We start from the raw sequence: 15,858 nt of genomic DNA, 5'->3' as shown, positions 1-15,858 counted from the left end.
GCCCGGTGCCCGATGCTGGCGCGCCGGGCACCCGGCCGCGGGGCCGGCCGTCACACGTGGAGGTCCGGCCCACCCGGTCTCCCGGGGCGTCGGCTACCAGCGGTGGTGGACGAGGCCGCGGATGCGGCGGTCGTAAAGGTCGCGGACGGCGGCGGCCGTCGCGGCGTCGAGTGGCGGGGCGGCCGCGGCCGCGACGTTGTCGGCGACCTGCGCCCGGTTGCGGGCCCCGGGGATGACGGTGGTGACGCCCGGCTGGTCGATCACCCAGCGCAGCGCCAGTCGGGCCGGGTGGCCGGACAGCGCCGCGAACTCACGTGCCGCCTCGACCCCGACCTGGTAGTCCACCCCGGCGAACGTCTCGCCGACGTCGAACGCCTCGCCGTGCCGGTTGAAGGCGCGGTGGTCGGACGGGTCGAAGACGGTGTTCTCGTCGTAGCGCCCGGACAGCAGGCCGGAGGCGAGCGGGACGCGGGCGAGCACGCCGACCCCGGCGGCGAGCGCCGCGGGCAGGAACTCCTCCAGCGGCTTCTGCCGGAAGGCATTGAGGATGATCTGGACACTGGCGACGTTTGGCCGGCTGACGGCGGCGAGCCCCTCCGCGACGGTCTCCACGCTCACCCCGTAGCTCGCGATCCGTCCCTCCTCGACCATCGTGTCGAGCGCGTCGTACACCTCGCCGCCCGTGATGACCGAGGTCGGGGGGCAGTGCAGCTGGACGAGATCGAGCCGGTCGACCCCGAGGTTGCGCCGGGACCGGTCGTTCCACTCGCGGAAGTTGGCGAGTACGTAGTTCTCCGGCACCTGCGCGAGCCGGCGGCCCATCTTCGTGGCCACCACCACGCCCGACCCGGGATGCTCCCGCAGGAACCGGCCGATGAGCTGCTCGCTGCGCCCGTCGCCGTAGACGTCGGCGGTGTCGAACAGCGTGACACCCGCCTCGGTGGCCGCCGCCAGCACGTCGAGCGCGCCGTCCTCGTCGACGTTCCCCCAGTCGGCTCCCAGTTGCCAGGTGCCCAGCCCGACGACCGACACCGGCCGCCCCGTCCGCCCCAGAACTCGTCGCTCCATGCCGGCGATCCTAGGAGCCGCCGGTGCCGGCCTCGAGGCGCAGACCTGCTGGCGTAGACCCTGTTGGCGTAGACCGTGCTGGCAGCGGGCCCGGCCGAGGCGGACCCGGCTGGCGTCGACCGGCCGGCGCCCGGCACCGACGGCGTCCCGGCCGAGCCCGCGGGGATGTGCCGACCCGCTTTCTCGTTCGCTGTTCCGAGACCCGTACGCTGACCCAGTTCGCGGTCCGCCGCCTGCCCGTCGGCGCGACCCGCGCCGCGCGCGTCGCCCTCGGGCGGGCGGGCGACGACACGAGTTCTCGATCCACTGCTCTCAGGAGAGGCGAACGCACCCGTGCAGCACTTCATCGCCAACCACGGGGTCCTCGCGGTCTTCCTGCTGATGGCCCTCGAGTCCGCCTGCGTCCCGATCCCCTCTGAGGTGATCATGCTGATCGGCGGTGCGCTGGCGGCCGGGGCGATCGAGGACGCGCATCCCAGCCTGGTGCTGGTCATCATCGCCGGTGTCGTCGGCAACGTCGTCGGCAGTTACGTCGCCTGGGCGGTCGGCCGTTTCGGCGGACCGGCCGTGATCCGCCGCTTCGGTCGCTACGTCTTCCTGCGCGAACACGACCTGGAGAAGGCTGAGCGGTGGTTCGAGCGGCGCGGCGCGGCGTCGGTGCTCGTCGGCCGGCTGCTGCCGGTCATCCGCACCTTCATCTCCCTGCCTGCCGGCATCGCGGCGATGCCCCCACTGCGCTTCGGCGTCTACACGACCCTCGGCTGCATCCCGTGGACCGCCGCCCTCGGCATCGCCGGCTATGCCGTCGGTGATCACTGGGAGAAGATCGCCAACGCCTTCCATGGTCCGTCCTACATCATCGCCGCGGTCGTCGCGGTCGCCCTGATCATCCTCGCCGCCCGCCACGTCAAGCGCCGCCGCGCGGCCGCCACGGCCGAGYCCGCCTCGGGCGAGCCCGTCGCCGACGAGCCGATCTCCGACCAGATGGCGTAGGAACGCCCGGCGCCTTCGCCTGGTCGCTTCCTCGGCCAGGCGGAGGTCAGCACCCATCCCGGTCGGCGATCCCTCGACGCCGCCGGAGATGTCGAAGCGTGTTGATCGCCGGCTGGGCTATGTATAAAGTAAACAAAGTGGGCGGCTTGTGACGCCGGTCACCGGTTCGCCGGCGCGCTCCGCGTGCTCGTGGCCGTGACCGTATGCGCCTCATGAGGTCACAGGAGGACGGGATGGGTGACTCGGCGGCTCCTCGGGAGGTCGCGGCCGCGTTCTGGGAGGCGTTGTACGCGCGGGACTGGCCGCGCATCCGAGGCTTCTTCGGGCCGGAGTCGATCTACTACGACGTGCCGACGACGGCCGCGGCGGCGGCCCGCGGGCCGGAGAGCATCGAGGCCCGGCTCAGGATGGGACTGGCCGGGCTGTCCGAGTACAGCCACGGCGACTCGCGGTTCGTGGCCGAGGGAGACCTCGTCGTCACCGAGCACGAGGAGCACTGGGGCTGGCCGACGGGGGAGAAGGTCACTCTCCCGTTCGTGTCCATCCAGCGCGTCGTCGACGGTGTGATCGTCCTCTGGCGCGACTACTGGGACATGAACACGTTGATGGCGGCGGCCCCGCCCGGCTGGCAGGAGAGCATGGCCGCCGGCGACCTGTCCTGGGTCTTCGACGCCACCGGCCTGGCCTGACCGCTCCCACCCGCCTGGCTGTCGGGCGCGCGGCGCCCGACTCGGCCCGAACCCGAAGGGCGCCCGATGACAGCTCCGGCCGTGCGGCCCGACCTCAACCTGCTCGACGGCCATTTCTACGCCGGCGACCACGGCGACCCGCATGCCGTATACGCCTGGCTGCGGGCCAACGAGCCGGTCTTCTTCGACGAGCACAGCGGCCTGTGGGGCGTGGCCAGCTACGCGGCCGTGCTGGAGGCCGAGCGGAACCCGCGCCGTTTCTCCAGCGCCGGCGGCTCCCGGCCGCGCACCGGCGCCATCCCCCACATGATCGACATGGACGACCCGGAGCACACCAAGCGCCGCAAGCTGGGGAACAAGGGCTTCACCCCGCGCCGGGTCGGCTCGCGGCACGAGTACCTCACCGGAGTCTGCGACCTGCTGATCGACCAGGTCTGCGAGGCGGGGGAGTGCGACTTCGTCCGTGACCTCGCCGCCCCGCTGCCGATGATCGTGATCGGCGACATGCTCGGCGTCGCCCCCGAGGACCGGGCGACGCTGCTGCGCTGGTCCGACGACATGCTGAGCGCGCTCGACGCCCACGTGTCCGCCGAGCAGCTCGCCCGCTCGGGAGAGGCGTTCGCCGGCTGGACCGAGCACATCACCCGCGTCGTCGAGCAGCGTAAGGCCGAGCCGACGGACGACCTCGTCAGCGTCCTCGTGCACGCCGAGATCGACGGCGACCGGCTCGCCGACCAGGAGGTGTACGGCGAGTCGCTGCTGATCCTCATTGGCGGTGACGAGACCACCCGTCACGTGCTGTCCGGCGGGATGGAGGCCCTGCTGCTGCATCCCGACCAGCGGGACCTGCTCGCCGCCGAACCCGAGCGGATCCCGGCCGCGGTCGAGGAGATGCTGCGCTGGGTCTCGCCGGTGAAGAACATGTGCCGCACCGTCGTCGCCGACGAGGCCTGGTACGGCGCCGAGCTCAAGGCCGGCCAGCAGATGCTGCTGCTCTACGAGTCGGCCAACTTCGACGAGAGGATCTTCGAGGATCCCGAGCGCTTCGACGTCACCCGCGCGTCCAACGACCATCTGGCGTTCGGTTTCGGCACGCACTTCTGTCTCGGCAACCAGCTGGCCCGCCACGAGCTGACGACCATGTTCACCCGCCTGCTGGCCCGGCTGCCCGATCTGGAGCTCGCCGCACCCGCCCCGCTGCCTCGCCGTGCCGCCAACTTCGTCTCCGGCATCGAGTCCATGCCCGTCCGCTTCACCCCCGCCGCCCCGCTCGGCGGCCGGCGGTAGGTCGGCCGCGACGGCCCAGGTCGGCCACCCGCCTGAGACTTCGGCGTGGAAAGGCGGGGCGGGGGTGCGCCAGACGGTCTACACTGACGTGACGCAGCTCACAAGTTGGTCGAGTGCCGGGCGGGTCGGGTGTCGGTTCGGGTGTCGGGTGGAGTGTCGGTGCGCCGGCCACACCTCGTGGACGGGAGCGAATGTGGCCGACTCTCCTGAGGAGCCGTTAGCGGCGGACCAACTGGCCATCACCGGCCTGCTCGCGCGCTACTGCGTGCTGCTCGACATCGTCGACGTCGAGGGCTGGGTGGCTCTGTTCACCCCGGACGCCGTCTACGACGTGGACGGGCGTACGTACCGTGGCCACGACGACCTGCGCCGGCTGTTCAAGGGGACCCAGCGCGGCCTGCACATGGCCGGGCCGCCGGTCATCGAGGCCGACGGGCCAGACCGGATACGCACCGTCCGCAACGCCTTGTTCGTCAACCGGCACAGCGGCGCGCTGCGCCATACCTTCTACCGCGACGAGCTGGTCCGGACCGCCGACGGTTGGCGGATAGCGGGCTGCGTCTGCCGGTTCGTCACCGGCGACGGGATCGTCGCCTGGCCCGACCGCGGCCTCGAGTCGCCCGTCCACGGCATCGACAGCCCCGACTGGGCGGACGCGTAGGCCCGGCCGCTGGCGGCCTCCGCCGGCCTCCGCGGACATGGGCGGCGCCCGTCCGCGGCCGTAGACGCGAAAGCGGCGTCCTCCCCTGGGGAGGACGCCGCCATGGCGGTCAACGGTTCGCGGCTACCTGCGGCTGGAGCGGGACCTCCAGATGGGCTGCAGGATGACGATCGCGACGGCGGCCACGGCGATCTGGAGAATGTGACGGACCCAGTCGACGCCGCCGGTGTCCCGGACGTTGATCGCGCTGGCGATGACGTTGCCGATCAGCGCGCCGATGATGCCGGCGACGATGGTCAGCCACACCGGCAGGTGCTGCCGCCCGCGCAGCACCGCGCGCGCCAGAACGCCGATGACCAGACCGGCGATCACGATCCAGATGATTTGGAACACGGTGGTGCCCTCGTTTCGTGCGTAGCCCCGAACACCTCGGAAGGCAAGGTGTGAAGCGGCAGAGTACCGCCTTCTCCCGGCGCACCGGGAGGCATCGGTATCAATCTGGCGACCAACCGGGCTTTATGCAGGTCTGACGGCACCTTCGGGAGACGGGGAACCGTCCAATATCGCCGCATGTTCTCGGCGGGTGACGGCGCGCCAGCCCGGTGGTGATGCTCCGTGTGCGCGCGATCCTGGTGGGCAACCATCCGCGGTCGGCGAGGTCACACGCGATCCGATCGCGGCCAACCGCCCGCGCCGGCGACGACGCGCGGCGACGACGCGCGGCGACGACGCCCGGCGGCCACGCGCGGCGACGACGCCCGGCGAGGGCGCCCGGCGGCCACGCCCGCCCTGCGCGTGACGACGCCCGGCGACCCCATCCCGGATGTCCGCCGAGCCGGGTGATTCGGCGGCGAGCCCACCCGGCCGCCACGCGTCCTGCCCCGGCCCTGGCCATTACCCGGGTGGTAATCGACCCGTTTCCCGAACCGGGAGATGGTTGCCGTGCCGGAACGTCCGGCCAGGAACCCGGGAGATTTCCGGTGGCATTTCCTGGAAGCAGTGGGGAGACCGCCATGAGTGCGCACGAGACAGCCGTCGAGCGATACCTCGCCGCCTGGAACGCGACCGAGCCGTCGGGAACCGCGGCGGCTGTCGCCGTGGCGTGGGCTGACGACGGCGCTTACACCGACCCGCTGGCTAGCGTCACCGGCCACCGGGAGATCTTCGGCCTCATCGGCGCCGTCCAGGCGCAGTTCCCGGGACACCGGTTCCGGTTGTCCGGCACCGTCGACGGCCACCACGACGTCGCCCGCTTCGGCTGGGAGCTGGTCGGCGCCGACGGCTCCGCGCCGGTCGCCGGCTTCGACGTGCTCACCCTCGACCCCGACGGCCGCATCCGCTCCGTGATCGGCTTCCTCGACCGCGTCCCCGCACCCGCGGCCTAGAAGGTCGCGGCTCACCGGCCGAGCGCGTGTGGCGGCTCGCGGTGGTTCGATATCCGCATGAATGCCGAGCGGTTCACCCGGCCGAGCCCCTCGTTGGTGGCCGGGGCGTTCCTGGTCAGTGGAGCGGTGCACCTGGTGCGCCCCTCCTTCTTCGAGCCTCTGATACCGCGGGCGCTGCCGCGCCCTCGTGAGATCGTCTACGTCAGCGGCGTCGCCGAGCTGGTCTGCGCGGTGGGGCTGCTGACGAAGGCGTCCTGGGCGGGCCCGGCGAGTGCCGCGGTGCTCCTGGGCGTGTGGCCGGGCAACCTGCAGATGGCGCTGGACGCCACCAGCCGGGCCCGCGAGGACGACGGCCAGCCGCGGGCCGTCGCGTTGGCCGCGCTGGCCTGGGCCCGGATGCCGCTGCAGATCCCGATGCTGCGCGCCGCGCTGTCCGCCCGCCGGGCCTCGTAGACCGTCTCGGCGGCGGTCGGCCCATGGGGTCCGCCGCCGCCGTCCGTCGGCAGCCTCGTCGGTGGACGGGCCACGTCCCGTCGCCATGGGGGGATGCTGGACAGGGAGGAGACGATGGCGCCCGTTTACGCGAGGTTCGACGATCTGAGTGCCGGGGTGGCCTGGGAGTTCCCGCGGACGGCCTTCACCCTGGAGGCGGCGAGGCCCGGCGACGTCACCGGACTGCTGGCCGACGTCGAGGCCGCCGCCGCCGACGGCTGGTGGGCCTACGGCTTCGTCGCCTACGAGGCGGCGGCGGGGCTCGACCCGGCGCTCGCGGTCGACGCGCCTGTGCCTGGCCTGCCGCTGGCCTGGTTCGGGGTCTCCCCGCCGCCCAGGCTCGTTCCGCCGGTGCGCGCGAGCGATCTCGGCGCCTACCGGGTGGGCGAATGGGCCGCGGCCTGGGACGAGGACGAGCACACCGCGCGGGTCGAGGCCGTGCGTCGCGAGATCGCCGCCGGCGAGACCTACCAGTGCAACCTGACCACCCGGCTGACCGCCGAGACCGAGGGCGACGAGCGGTCCCTGTACGCCGACCTGGCGCTTGGCCAGCGCGGCTCCTACAACGCCTACCTCGACCTTGGCCGCTTCGCCGTCGCGAGCGCGAGCCCGGAGCTGTTCTTCGAGACCAGCGGGCGCGCCGTGCGGATGCGGCCGATGAAGGGCACCGCGCGCCGCGGGGAGACTCCCGCCCAGGACGCCGCGATCGTGGCCGCGTTACGCGCCAGCGAGAAGGAACGAGCCGAGAACATCATGATCGTCGACCTGGTGCGCAACGACCTCGCCCGGGTCGCGACCACCGGGAGCGTCCGGGTGACGTCGCTGTGCCGCGCGGAGCGCTACGAGACCGTGCACCAGCTGACCTCGGGCGTCGCCGCGGCGCTGCGCCCCGAGGCCGGGCTCGTCGACGTGTTCCGGGCGCTGTTCCCCTGCGGCTCGGTCACCGGTGCGCCCAAGGCGCGGACGATGGAACTGATCCGCGAGCTGGAGGACGGCCCCCGGGGGGTCTACTGCGGGGCGATCGGCATGGTCGCGCCACCGGGCGCCGCCTCCTTCGAGGCTCGCTTCAGTGTCCCCATCCGCACCGCGCTCGTCGACCGGGCCGCCGGCCTCGCGACCTACGGTGCCGGCGGTGGCATCACCTGGAGCTCGGTGCCGGCCGCCGAGTACGCCGAGCTGCGCGCCAAGGCCGAGATCCTCACCCGCCTCGCCCGCCCGGCGGTCCGCCGCTAAGGGGCGCGGAGGTCGGGAACGTCGCCCTGCTCGACGGGGACGCCGCGTTGTTCCACGAGGACGCGCATGGACTCGTCGCGGTCGCGCTCGATGTGTGCGTAGGCGATGCTCTCCGCGACCCGCTCGTTGCCCGACTCGACCGCGCGCAGCAGCTCCTCGTGGCCGTCCAGCGCGTCATCAGGGTTGAGCTCGGAGGTCAGGTAGAACAGCCACATCATCCGGCCGGTGACCGAGCGCATCACCGAGCGCATCAGCGAGTTGCCGGTGAGGGCGACGACCACCTCGTGGAACTCGGTGCTGTCGCCCGAGATCCGGTAGGGGTCGCCGGTGYGGACCCCGTCCCGGCAGCGTTCGAGCGCGGCCCGCAGCGGTTCGACGGACTGGCCGAGCGCGACCTGGCGCGCGGCGAACCGGGCGGCGCCGACCTCCATGCACAGCCGCAGGTCGAACAGCTCGTGGGCCATGTCGAGCGTCCACGTCGTGACGACCGCGCCGCGGCGCGGGAGCGTCCGCACGAAGCCGTCGACGGCGAGCAGCGGCACCGCCTCGCGTAGCGGCACCCGGGAGACGCGCAGCTCCTCGGCCAGCCGCTGCTCGGCGAGCCGGCTGCCCTGGGGGTAGCGGCCGCGGATGATGCCCTCGCGCAGCTCGTCGTAGATCCGCCGGGACAGCGACTCCGCGAAGACCTTCGGGTCCCGCGTTGACGCGATCGGCGTGGCCATCGACCCTCCAGTCCCTCCCGGCCGTCCCGACAGCCCGGTGGCTTCATCGTCCCATTTCCGGCGCGCCGGTCGTCGTCCGCTTCGCGACCTCGCGGCCGGCCGCTGCTGACTGGCGCGCCGGATCGGCCGTGTCAGGCCAGATTGAATACCGTTTTTATGATCTTTTGGGAGTTGATGCTGGTAGTACGGGAACTTAGCGCACATTTTTCCTGGCCGAAACGGCAAGCTGTATACCGTTTGTGGCGTGACGGCTCCCCGGACGATCATGATCGTCAACCCGAACACGACCGCGTCGATGACGCGTGCCGTGCTGGCGGGCGCCCGATCGGCCGCCGCCCCGGCTACCCGGCTGGTCGGTTCGACGGCGGCCCACGGTGTCGACTCGGTCGAGAGCAACACCGACGAGGTCTACGGCGCGCTCGCCGTTCTCGACCAGGTGCGCGCGGGGGAGGCCGCCGGCGTCGACGGCTACGTGGTCGCCTGCTTCGGTGACACCGGGCTCGCCGCCGCGAAGGAGACGGCCCGCGGCCCGGTCGTCGGCATGACCGAGGCGGCGCTGTTCACCGCCGCCCTGATCGCGGCCCGCTTCAGCGTCGTCACGCTGCCGCCGCGCACCCGGGAGCAGTCCCACCGGGTGCTGCGCGACACCGGCCTCGCCCACCGGGCGACGGTGCGGGCCATCGAGGAACCGGTGGCCGAGGTCCACGACGGCTCCCTGCACCTGCTGGGCGCGGTCGCCGCCGAGGCCAGGGCGGCGCTCGACGCGGACGCGGCCGAGGCGATCGTGCTCGGCTGCGCGGGGCTCGCGGACCTGGTCGGGCCGCTGACGGAGCTGCTGAACGTCCCGGTGGTCGAGGGGGTGGCCGCGGCCGTGACGATGGCCGAGGGCCTGCTCGCCCAGAACCTGTCGACCTCGCGGGCCGCCACCTACGCGCCGCCGTCGCGGCTCGGGCCGGTGCCCGCGTGACCTCCACCCTGTTTCGCGACGTCCTCGTCTATCAGGCCGGCGCCCCCGGGCACGCCGTAGGCCCGACTGACGTCCACGTCATCGGCAACCGGATCACCGCCGTCGGCACGGCCGTCGGCACCGCCGCCGACACCGAGGGTCCCCACGGCGCCGACCGGGTCGTCGAAGGGCGCGGGCATCACCTGCTGGTCCCCGGCCTGGTCAACGCGCACTTCCACTCGCCGGCCAACCACCTCAAGGGCGACCTGCCGAGCATGCCGCTCGAGCTGTTCATGCTCTTCGAGACGCCGGCCGACGCGCCCCGCCCCAGCCCCCGCGCTGCCTACCTGCGCACCATGCTGGCCGCGCTGGAGATGCTGCGCACCGGCACCACGTCCGTCCAGGACGACGCGTTCTTCATGCCCTGGCCCGACCCGGAGATCATCGACGCGGTCGCCTCGGCCTACGCCGACTGCGGCATCCGCGCCGCCGTCGCCCTCGACCAGCCGGAGCTGCCCGAGGCCGACAAGCTCCCGTTCCTCGCCGACCTCGCGCCCGCCGGCCTGCGCGACGACGTCCTGGCCCCCGGCCCCCGCTCGCGCGACGAGCTGCTGGAGCTCTACGCCTACCTGTTCGACACCTGGCACGGCGCCGCCGACGGCCGGCTGACGGCGGCCGTGTCGATCTCCGCGCCGCAGCGGGTGAGCGTCGAGTACTTCGAGGCGCTCGACGAGCTGAGCGCCCGCCACCACGTCCCGCTGTACGCCCACATGCTGGAGACCAAGGCGCAGCGGGTGCTCGCCGCCGCCCAGCCGCGCTTCGCCGGCCGCTCGCTCGTCCAGTACACCGCCGGCCTCGGCCTGCTGACCGAGCGGACCAACGTCATCCACGCCGTGTGGACCGACGACGCCGATCTCGACGCCATCGCCGCCGCCGGCGCGGTCGTCGTCCACAACCCGGTGAGCAACCTGCGCCTGGGCAGCGGCGTGATGCCGCTGCGGGCGATGCTCGACCGCGCCATCCCGGTCGCCCTCGGCGTCGACGAGGCGATCTGCAACGACGCGGCCGACATGTGGAACGTCGTCAAGACCACCGGCCTGATCCACAACATCACCGGCCTGGACAGCGAGCGCTGGCCGCGGCCCGCCGAGGTGCTCGACGCGCTGTGGGCCGGCGGCGCGGCGGCGATGCTGCGCTCCGGCGAGCTCGGCCGCGTCGCGCCCGGCTGCCTCGCCGACCTCACGCTGCTCGACCTGCACTCGCCGGCGTTCACCCCGCTGGGCGACCTCGCCGGCCAGCTCGTCTACTGCGAGTCCGGCGGCGGCGTCGCGCTGACCATGGTCGACGGCGTCGTCGTCGCCGAGCACGGGACGGTGACCAGCGTCGACGAGGCCGCGCTGCTGGCCGAGGCCAGGGAGCTGTTCGCCGCGCAGCGCCCCGCCCTGCTCGCCCACCGGGCGGGCGCGGGCCGGCTCTACCCCACCTACCAGCGGATGGTCCGCCAGGCGGCCGGCGTCGACGTCGGCATGACGAGATGGGCAGGCGGCCTGTGACCGGACACCCTGGACCTCGCGGGGCGCGCCGCTACCCCTACGACCCGATCACCTCGCCGTCGCCCGGTCGCTGGCCCGGCGGGCACGGCCTCGCCGTCTACGTCGCGGTCGGCGTCGAGGACTACCGGCCGGGCGACGGCCACGTCGAGGACCTGCTGCCCGGCGTGCCCCAGCCCGACCTGGTCAACGAGGCCTGGCGCGACTACGGCAACCGGGTCGGTGTGTTCCGCCTGCTCGACCGGCTGCGCGCGCACGGCATCCCGCCGACCCTGCTGCTCAACACCGGCGTCTACGACGCCGCCCCGGCCGTGACCGACGCGGCCCGCGCGGCCGGCGCCGAGCTGGTGGGGCACGGGGTGTCGAACTCCGACTCGCTCGCCGACCTGCCGCCCGGCCAGGAACGCGACTACCTCGAGGCGGTCGCGAGCCGCATCGAGAAGGAGGAGGGCGTCCGCCCCGGCGGCTGGTCGAGCCCGTGGCTCACCCACACCGCGGACACCGTCGACCTGCTCGCCGCCACCGGGTACCGGTACCTGCTGGACCTGCGGGCCGACGACCGCCCGGTCTGGCTGCGCGCGGCCGCCGGGCCGCTGCTCGCGATCCCGTACGCGCTGGAGCTCAACGACAGCACCACCATGATCGGCCGTCAGGTCGACGCGGCCACGTTCGCCGACATGATCGTCGACGAGTTCGACGAACTGCTGGCCGCGTCCGAGGGCCAGCCGCTGGTGATGAGCGTCGTCCTGCACTCGTTCGTCTCCGGCGCGCCGTTCCGGCTGCGCCAGGTCACCCGGGCGCTCGAGCACCTGGCGTCCCGGCGTGACCGGGCCTGGTTCGCGCGGCCCGGCGAGATCCACGACGCGTTCGCCGCCCTGGCGCCCCCGCCGGCGGGGCCCACCACCGTCGGCGGCCTCAACCTCGGCCTCGGTCTCGGTGACGGCCTCGGCGGCCTCGGCGGCATCGACGATCTGGGTGGCGGCGATGGCTGAGGTGACGGCCAGGCGGGCGGCCCCGACGAAGGTCGCGGCGGCGTCGGCGACGGAGCCCTCGACGGAGCCCTCGGCGGGTCGGCCGGTGGCGCGGGTGCGCGGGCTGACGGTCGCGCTCACCCGGGGCGGGGTGACGTCCCCGGTGCTGCGCGGCGTCGACCTCGACATCGCACCCGGGGAGATCGTCGGGCTGGTCGGCGAGTCCGGCTCGGGCAAGAGCGTGCTGGCGCTGACCCTGATGGGCCTGCTGCCGGCCGCGGCCCGGCCGCGCGTCGGCGGCGAGGTCGAGGTCGCCGGCACCGACCCGGTGCGTGGCACGCCCGCGCAGCGGCGCCGGCTGCGCCGCGAGCACCTCGGTGTGATCTTCCAGGACCCGATGACGTCGCTGAACCCGACGATGCGGGTCGGCCGGCAGATCACCGAGGTCACCGGCGACGCCGGCGAGGCCGTCCGGCTGCTCACCGCGGTCGGCGTCCCCGAGCCGGTGAGGCGACTGCGGGCGTTCCCGCACGAGCTGTCGGGCGGGCTGCGCCAGCGGGTGATGGCCGCGATCGCGCTCACCGGGCGGCCGGCGCTCGTCATCGCCGACGAGCCGACCACGGCGCTGGACGTGACCGTCCAGGCGCAGCTGCTCGCGCTTCTCGCCGAACTGCGCGACGAGTTCGGCTGCGCCGTCCTGTTCATCACGCACGACCTCGCGGTCGCGGCCCAGATCACCGACCGGATCGTGGTGCTCTACCAGGGCCGCGTCGCCGAGGCGGGGCCGACCCGCGACGTGCTCGCCGACGCCGTCCATCCGTACACCGCGGGCCTGCTCGGCTCCCGCCTCGACCTGGACACCCCGCGCTCCGGCGCGCTGCGAACCCTGCCACCGGAGCCGGGTGACGTCGCCGCGCGGCTCGTCGGCTGCGCGTACCACACCCGCTGCCCGCTGGCCGTCGATCGCTGCGCCGTCGAGCAGCCGCCGGCGCAGGAGCACCGTCCCGGCCACTGGCGGGCCTGCTGGCGCCCCGCGTCCGACGTCGCGGCGGCCCCGGCCCCGGCCACCACCGTTCCGGCCCCGCGGGCCGAGGCCGTCCCGGCCGTCCCAGCCGTCGCCGTGGCGGCGGGGCCGACGACGGCGGTGTCGGCGCCCGCTGGGCCGCCGGTCGTCGAGATCCGCGGCCTGCACTGCCGGTTCACCACGCGCGGCGGCCGCGGGCCGAAGCACGTGGTGCACGCGGTGCGCGGCGTCGACCTCGACGTCGCCGCGGGCGAGGCGCTGGCGATCGTGGGGGAGAGCGGGTCCGGCAAGTCGACGCTGCTGCGGGTCATCGCCGGGCTCACCCAGCCGAGCGACGGGCGCGCCGTGCTGCGCGGCGAGGCGCAGATGGTCTTCCAGGATGCCGGCTCGTCGCTGACGCCCTGGCTCACCGTCGGCAGCCTGCTGCGCGAGCGGCTGCGGCCGCTGCGACTCGGCCGGGCGGGGACGGCTGCCCGGATCGCCGAGACGATGGACCTGCTCGGCCTGCCGCCGGCGGTGCTGGGGGCGAGGCCGGCCGAGCTGTCGGGCGGCCAGCGCCAGCGGATCTGCCTGGCCCGCGCGGTGCTCGTCCCGCCCGCCGTCCTGCTGTGCGACGAGCCGACGAGCGCGCTCGACGCGTCGCTCGCGGCCAGCGTGCTCGACCTCATCCGCGGCCTGCGCGCCCGGTTCGGGATGGCGGTCGTGTTCGTCACCCACGACCTGGCGGTCGCCCGGCTGATGGGGGAGCGGATCGCCGTCGTCGCGGGCGGCGAGATCGTCGAGATCGGTGACACCGACACCGTGCTCACCACTCCGTCGCACGAGCGCACCCGGGCGCTGCTCGCCGCGGTCCCACGCCTCACCCCGGCGGGCGCGCCGTCGGGTGAGAGCGCCCGTTTCCGTCTCGACGCCGGGGAGCGCGCATGAGCACGGTCGCCGCCGTCCCCGCCCGGTTCGGCGGCCGGTTCGGTCTCGGCGCCGGCCGGCTGTGGCAGTCTCGGTCCCGCTGGGCCGACTGGGGGCTGGTCGGGCTGCTCGGCCTGGTCACCCTGGTCGCGCTGCTCGCCCCCGTCCTCGCGCCCTACGACCCGATCGCCCCCGTCGGCGACCTGGCGCTCGGGCCGCTGTCGCCGCACCACCTGCTCGGCACCGACTCGATCGGCCGCGACCTGGAGAGCCGGGTGCTGTTCGGGATCAGGGCGAGCTGGCTGTCCGCGCTCCTCGTCGTCCTCGTCGGCCTGGCCGTCGGCGGGACGGTGGGGCTGGTCGCCGGCGCGTTCGGCGGCTGGGTCGACAGCGTGCTGATGCGCGGCACCGACCTGTTCCTGGCCATGCCGGGCACGCTGGTCGCGATCGCGATCGTGTCCGCGCTCGGGCCGAGCCTGGCCCACACGCTGGTCGGGATCTCGATCGTCTGGTGGCCGTACTACGCCCGGATCGTGCGCGGCGAGACGCGGGCGCTGGCGGCGCGGCCGCACGTCGAGGCGGCGCGGCTCGCCGGGGTCGGCCCGCTGCGGCTGCTGCTGCGCCACCTGCTGCCCGGCGTCGTGCCGAGCGCCGTGGTGAGCGCGAGCCTGGACATCGGCAACGTCATCCTGCTGCTCGCCGGCCTGTCGTTCGTCGGCCTCGGCCAGCAGCAGCCGGCGGCCGAGCTCGGCGCCGACACGGCCGGCAACCTCGACCAGCTGCTCGGCCAGAGATGGGTGCCGATCATCCCCGGGCTGGCGGTGCTGGCCCTGACGCTGATCGCCAACCTCAGCGGCGACGCGCTGCGCCGGCTGCTCGGAGGCCGGTCATGACCAAGTTCGCGCTGCGCCGCGGCGGCGTCGCCGTCGGGCTGCTGCTGATCCTGCTGCTGGTGCTGTTCGTGCTGTCGCACCTGTCGGACTCCGATCCGGCGGCCGCCTACCTGGGCGCGAAGGCCTCACCGGACCAGATCGCGCAGGTCCGCCACCGGCTGGGCCTGGACCGGCCGCTGCTCGAGCAGTACTTCCGCTACGTCGGCCACGCCRTCCAGGGCGACCTGGGCACGTCGCTGCGCACCCGCCGCGGCGTGGCGGGCGATCTCTGGCATTTCTTCCCAGCGACGCTGGAGCTGGTGTTCGCCGCCTTCGTGCTGGCGGCGCTGCTCGGTGCCGGGTACGCGTTCTCCGGCGCGCTGCGCGTCCGCGGCACGGGCCCGCTGCGCGGAGTGCTGCTGGTGTTCGCGTCCGCGCCGGCGTTCCTGGTCGGCCTGCTCGGGATCGTGCTGTTCTACTCCGAGCTCGGCTGGCTGCCCGCGGCCGGCCGGGGCGCGGACACGTCGACGCCGACCGGCTTCATGCTGCTCGACAGCCTGCTGCACGCCGACCCCGGCCAGTTCGGCGCTGCGCTGCGCCATCTGCTGCTGCCGGCGCTGACCCTGGCGATCGCGCCGGCGATCGCCATCGGCCGGATCCTGCGGTCCAGCATCGAGACGACGCTGCGCGCCGACCACGTCCGCACCGCCCGTGCCAAGGGCGTCACCGAGGCCGGAGTTCTCGGCCGGCACGTGGTCCGCAACGCGCTCGGCCCGGCGCTGTCGATGTCCGGCCTGCAGCTCGGCGCGATGTTCGCCGGCGTCGTCGTCGTCGAGAAGATCTTCAGCTGGCCCGGGATCGGCTCGTACCTGTCCGACAGCATCGCGAGCGCCGACTTCCCGGCGATCGCCGGCGTGACGTTGCTGCTCGGCGCCATCTACATCGTCGCGAACGCGCTGGTCGACGTCCTGCAGACCGTCGCCGACCCGCGCCTCGCGCTGTGACCGTCCCGCCTCGTGACCCCATGTCCTGCCCCCTCGTTCTGTGACCTCTCGTCCT

General features: G+C 73.7%; 16 protein-coding genes. 13 read left to right on the top strand and 3 right to left on the bottom strand.

The annotated features are described in order from the left end of the window. Positions 1 to 93: 93 nt before the first annotated feature. Positions 94 to 1,068, bottom strand: a complete 975-nt coding sequence (locus tag BCD49_RS16840) for an aldo/keto reductase (RefSeq protein ID WP_007514278.1) — start codon at positions 1,066 to 1,068, stop codon at positions 94 to 96. A 333-nt stretch (positions 1,069 to 1,401) separates the two neighbouring features. Between BCD49_RS16840 and BCD49_RS16835 the strand changes: the two genes are divergently transcribed. From BCD49_RS16835 to BCD49_RS16820, 4 genes are all read left to right on the top strand, one after another. Continuing rightward, a complete protein-coding gene (locus tag BCD49_RS16835) occupies positions 1,402 to 2,061 on the top strand; it encodes a DedA family protein (RefSeq protein ID WP_071041655.1) in 660 nt (219 codons plus the stop codon). A 233-nt stretch (positions 2,062 to 2,294) separates the two neighbouring features. After that, on the top strand, positions 2,295 to 2,750 hold the full coding sequence (locus BCD49_RS16830) for a nuclear transport factor 2 family protein (RefSeq protein WP_007514276.1): 456 nt from the start codon (positions 2,295 to 2,297) through the stop codon (positions 2,748 to 2,750). 66 nt (positions 2,751 to 2,816) lie between these two features. Then, the gene (locus BCD49_RS16825; RefSeq protein ID WP_007514275.1) at positions 2,817 to 4,037 is read left to right on the top strand and encodes a cytochrome P450; all 1,221 of its coding nucleotides are present in this window, start codon (positions 2,817 to 2,819) and stop codon (positions 4,035 to 4,037) included. 193 nt (positions 4,038 to 4,230) lie between these two features. After that, positions 4,231 to 4,698: a nuclear transport factor 2 family protein gene (locus BCD49_RS16820; protein ID WP_007514274.1), complete on the top strand. Its 468-nt coding sequence runs from the start codon at positions 4,231 to 4,233 to the stop codon at positions 4,696 to 4,698. Positions 4,699 to 4,821: 123 nt separating this feature from the next. Here BCD49_RS16820 and BCD49_RS16815 read toward each other — a convergent pair whose 3' ends face one another. Further along, positions 4,822 to 5,091, bottom strand: a complete 270-nt coding sequence (locus BCD49_RS16815; protein WP_007514273.1) for a GlsB/YeaQ/YmgE family stress response membrane protein — start codon at positions 5,089 to 5,091, stop codon at positions 4,822 to 4,824. 620 nt (positions 5,092 to 5,711) lie between these two features. On the opposite strand from BCD49_RS16815, the gene BCD49_RS16810 reads away from it, so the two are divergent. From BCD49_RS16810 to pabB, 3 genes are all read left to right on the top strand, one after another. Continuing rightward, positions 5,712 to 6,083, top strand: a complete 372-nt coding sequence (locus BCD49_RS16810; RefSeq protein WP_007514272.1) for a nuclear transport factor 2 family protein — start codon at positions 5,712 to 5,714, stop codon at positions 6,081 to 6,083. 57 nt (positions 6,084 to 6,140) lie between these two features. After that, the gene (locus tag BCD49_RS16805; protein WP_007514271.1) at positions 6,141 to 6,536 is read left to right on the top strand and encodes a DoxX family protein; all 396 of its coding nucleotides are present in this window, start codon (positions 6,141 to 6,143) and stop codon (positions 6,534 to 6,536) included. Between the two features lie 114 nt (positions 6,537 to 6,650). Next, positions 6,651 to 7,808: an aminodeoxychorismate synthase component I gene (gene pabB, locus BCD49_RS16800; protein ID WP_007514269.1), complete on the top strand. Its 1,158-nt coding sequence runs from the start codon at positions 6,651 to 6,653 to the stop codon at positions 7,806 to 7,808. Here pabB and BCD49_RS16795 read toward each other — a convergent pair. Then, a complete protein-coding gene (locus BCD49_RS16795; protein WP_083401511.1) occupies positions 7,805 to 8,530 on the bottom strand; it encodes a GntR family transcriptional regulator in 726 nt (241 codons plus the stop codon). The genes pabB and BCD49_RS16795 overlap by 4 nt on opposite strands. Before the next feature lie 244 nt (positions 8,531 to 8,774). Here BCD49_RS16795 and BCD49_RS16790 point away from each other — a divergent pair, with 244 nt between their 5' ends. From BCD49_RS16790 to BCD49_RS16765, 6 genes are read left to right on the top strand one after another with little or no spacing between them, the layout of a single operon-like run. Beyond that, positions 8,775 to 9,497: an aspartate/glutamate racemase family protein gene (locus BCD49_RS16790; RefSeq protein ID WP_232794355.1), complete on the top strand. Its 723-nt coding sequence runs from the start codon at positions 8,775 to 8,777 to the stop codon at positions 9,495 to 9,497. Then, the gene (locus BCD49_RS16785) at positions 9,494 to 11,029 is read left to right on the top strand and encodes an amidohydrolase family protein (protein ID WP_007514265.1); all 1,536 of its coding nucleotides are present in this window, start codon (positions 9,494 to 9,496) and stop codon (positions 11,027 to 11,029) included. Before BCD49_RS16790 ends, BCD49_RS16785 begins: the two co-directional genes overlap by 4 nt. After that, positions 11,026 to 12,018, top strand: a complete 993-nt coding sequence (locus BCD49_RS16780) for a polysaccharide deacetylase family protein (RefSeq protein ID WP_007514264.1) — start codon at positions 11,026 to 11,028, stop codon at positions 12,016 to 12,018. Before BCD49_RS16785 ends, BCD49_RS16780 begins: the two co-directional genes overlap by 4 nt. Further along, positions 12,011 to 13,948 (top strand): oligopeptide/dipeptide ABC transporter ATP-binding protein, encoded by a 1,938-nt coding sequence (locus BCD49_RS16775; protein WP_083401515.1) that lies wholly within the window; start codon positions 12,011 to 12,013, stop codon positions 13,946 to 13,948. The genes BCD49_RS16780 and BCD49_RS16775 overlap by 8 nt, the downstream gene beginning before the upstream one ends. Continuing rightward, positions 13,945 to 14,820 (top strand): ABC transporter permease, encoded by an 876-nt coding sequence (locus BCD49_RS16770; protein ID WP_007514262.1) that lies wholly within the window; start codon positions 13,945 to 13,947, stop codon positions 14,818 to 14,820. The genes BCD49_RS16775 and BCD49_RS16770 overlap by 4 nt, the downstream gene beginning before the upstream one ends. Beyond that, positions 14,817 to 15,803 (top strand): ABC transporter permease, encoded by a 987-nt coding sequence (locus tag BCD49_RS16765; RefSeq protein WP_071041654.1) that lies wholly within the window; start codon positions 14,817 to 14,819, stop codon positions 15,801 to 15,803. The genes BCD49_RS16770 and BCD49_RS16765 overlap by 4 nt, the downstream gene beginning before the upstream one ends. The last annotated feature ends 55 nt before the right edge of the window (positions 15,804 to 15,858 follow it).

This window comes from Pseudofrankia sp. EUN1h (genome assembly GCF_001854645.1).
In the GTDB taxonomy this organism is placed as follows: Bacteria; Actinomycetota; Actinomycetes; order Frankiales; family Frankiaceae; genus Pseudofrankia; species Pseudofrankia saprophytica.
This window is presented reverse-complemented; position numbering and strand designations above follow the sequence as displayed.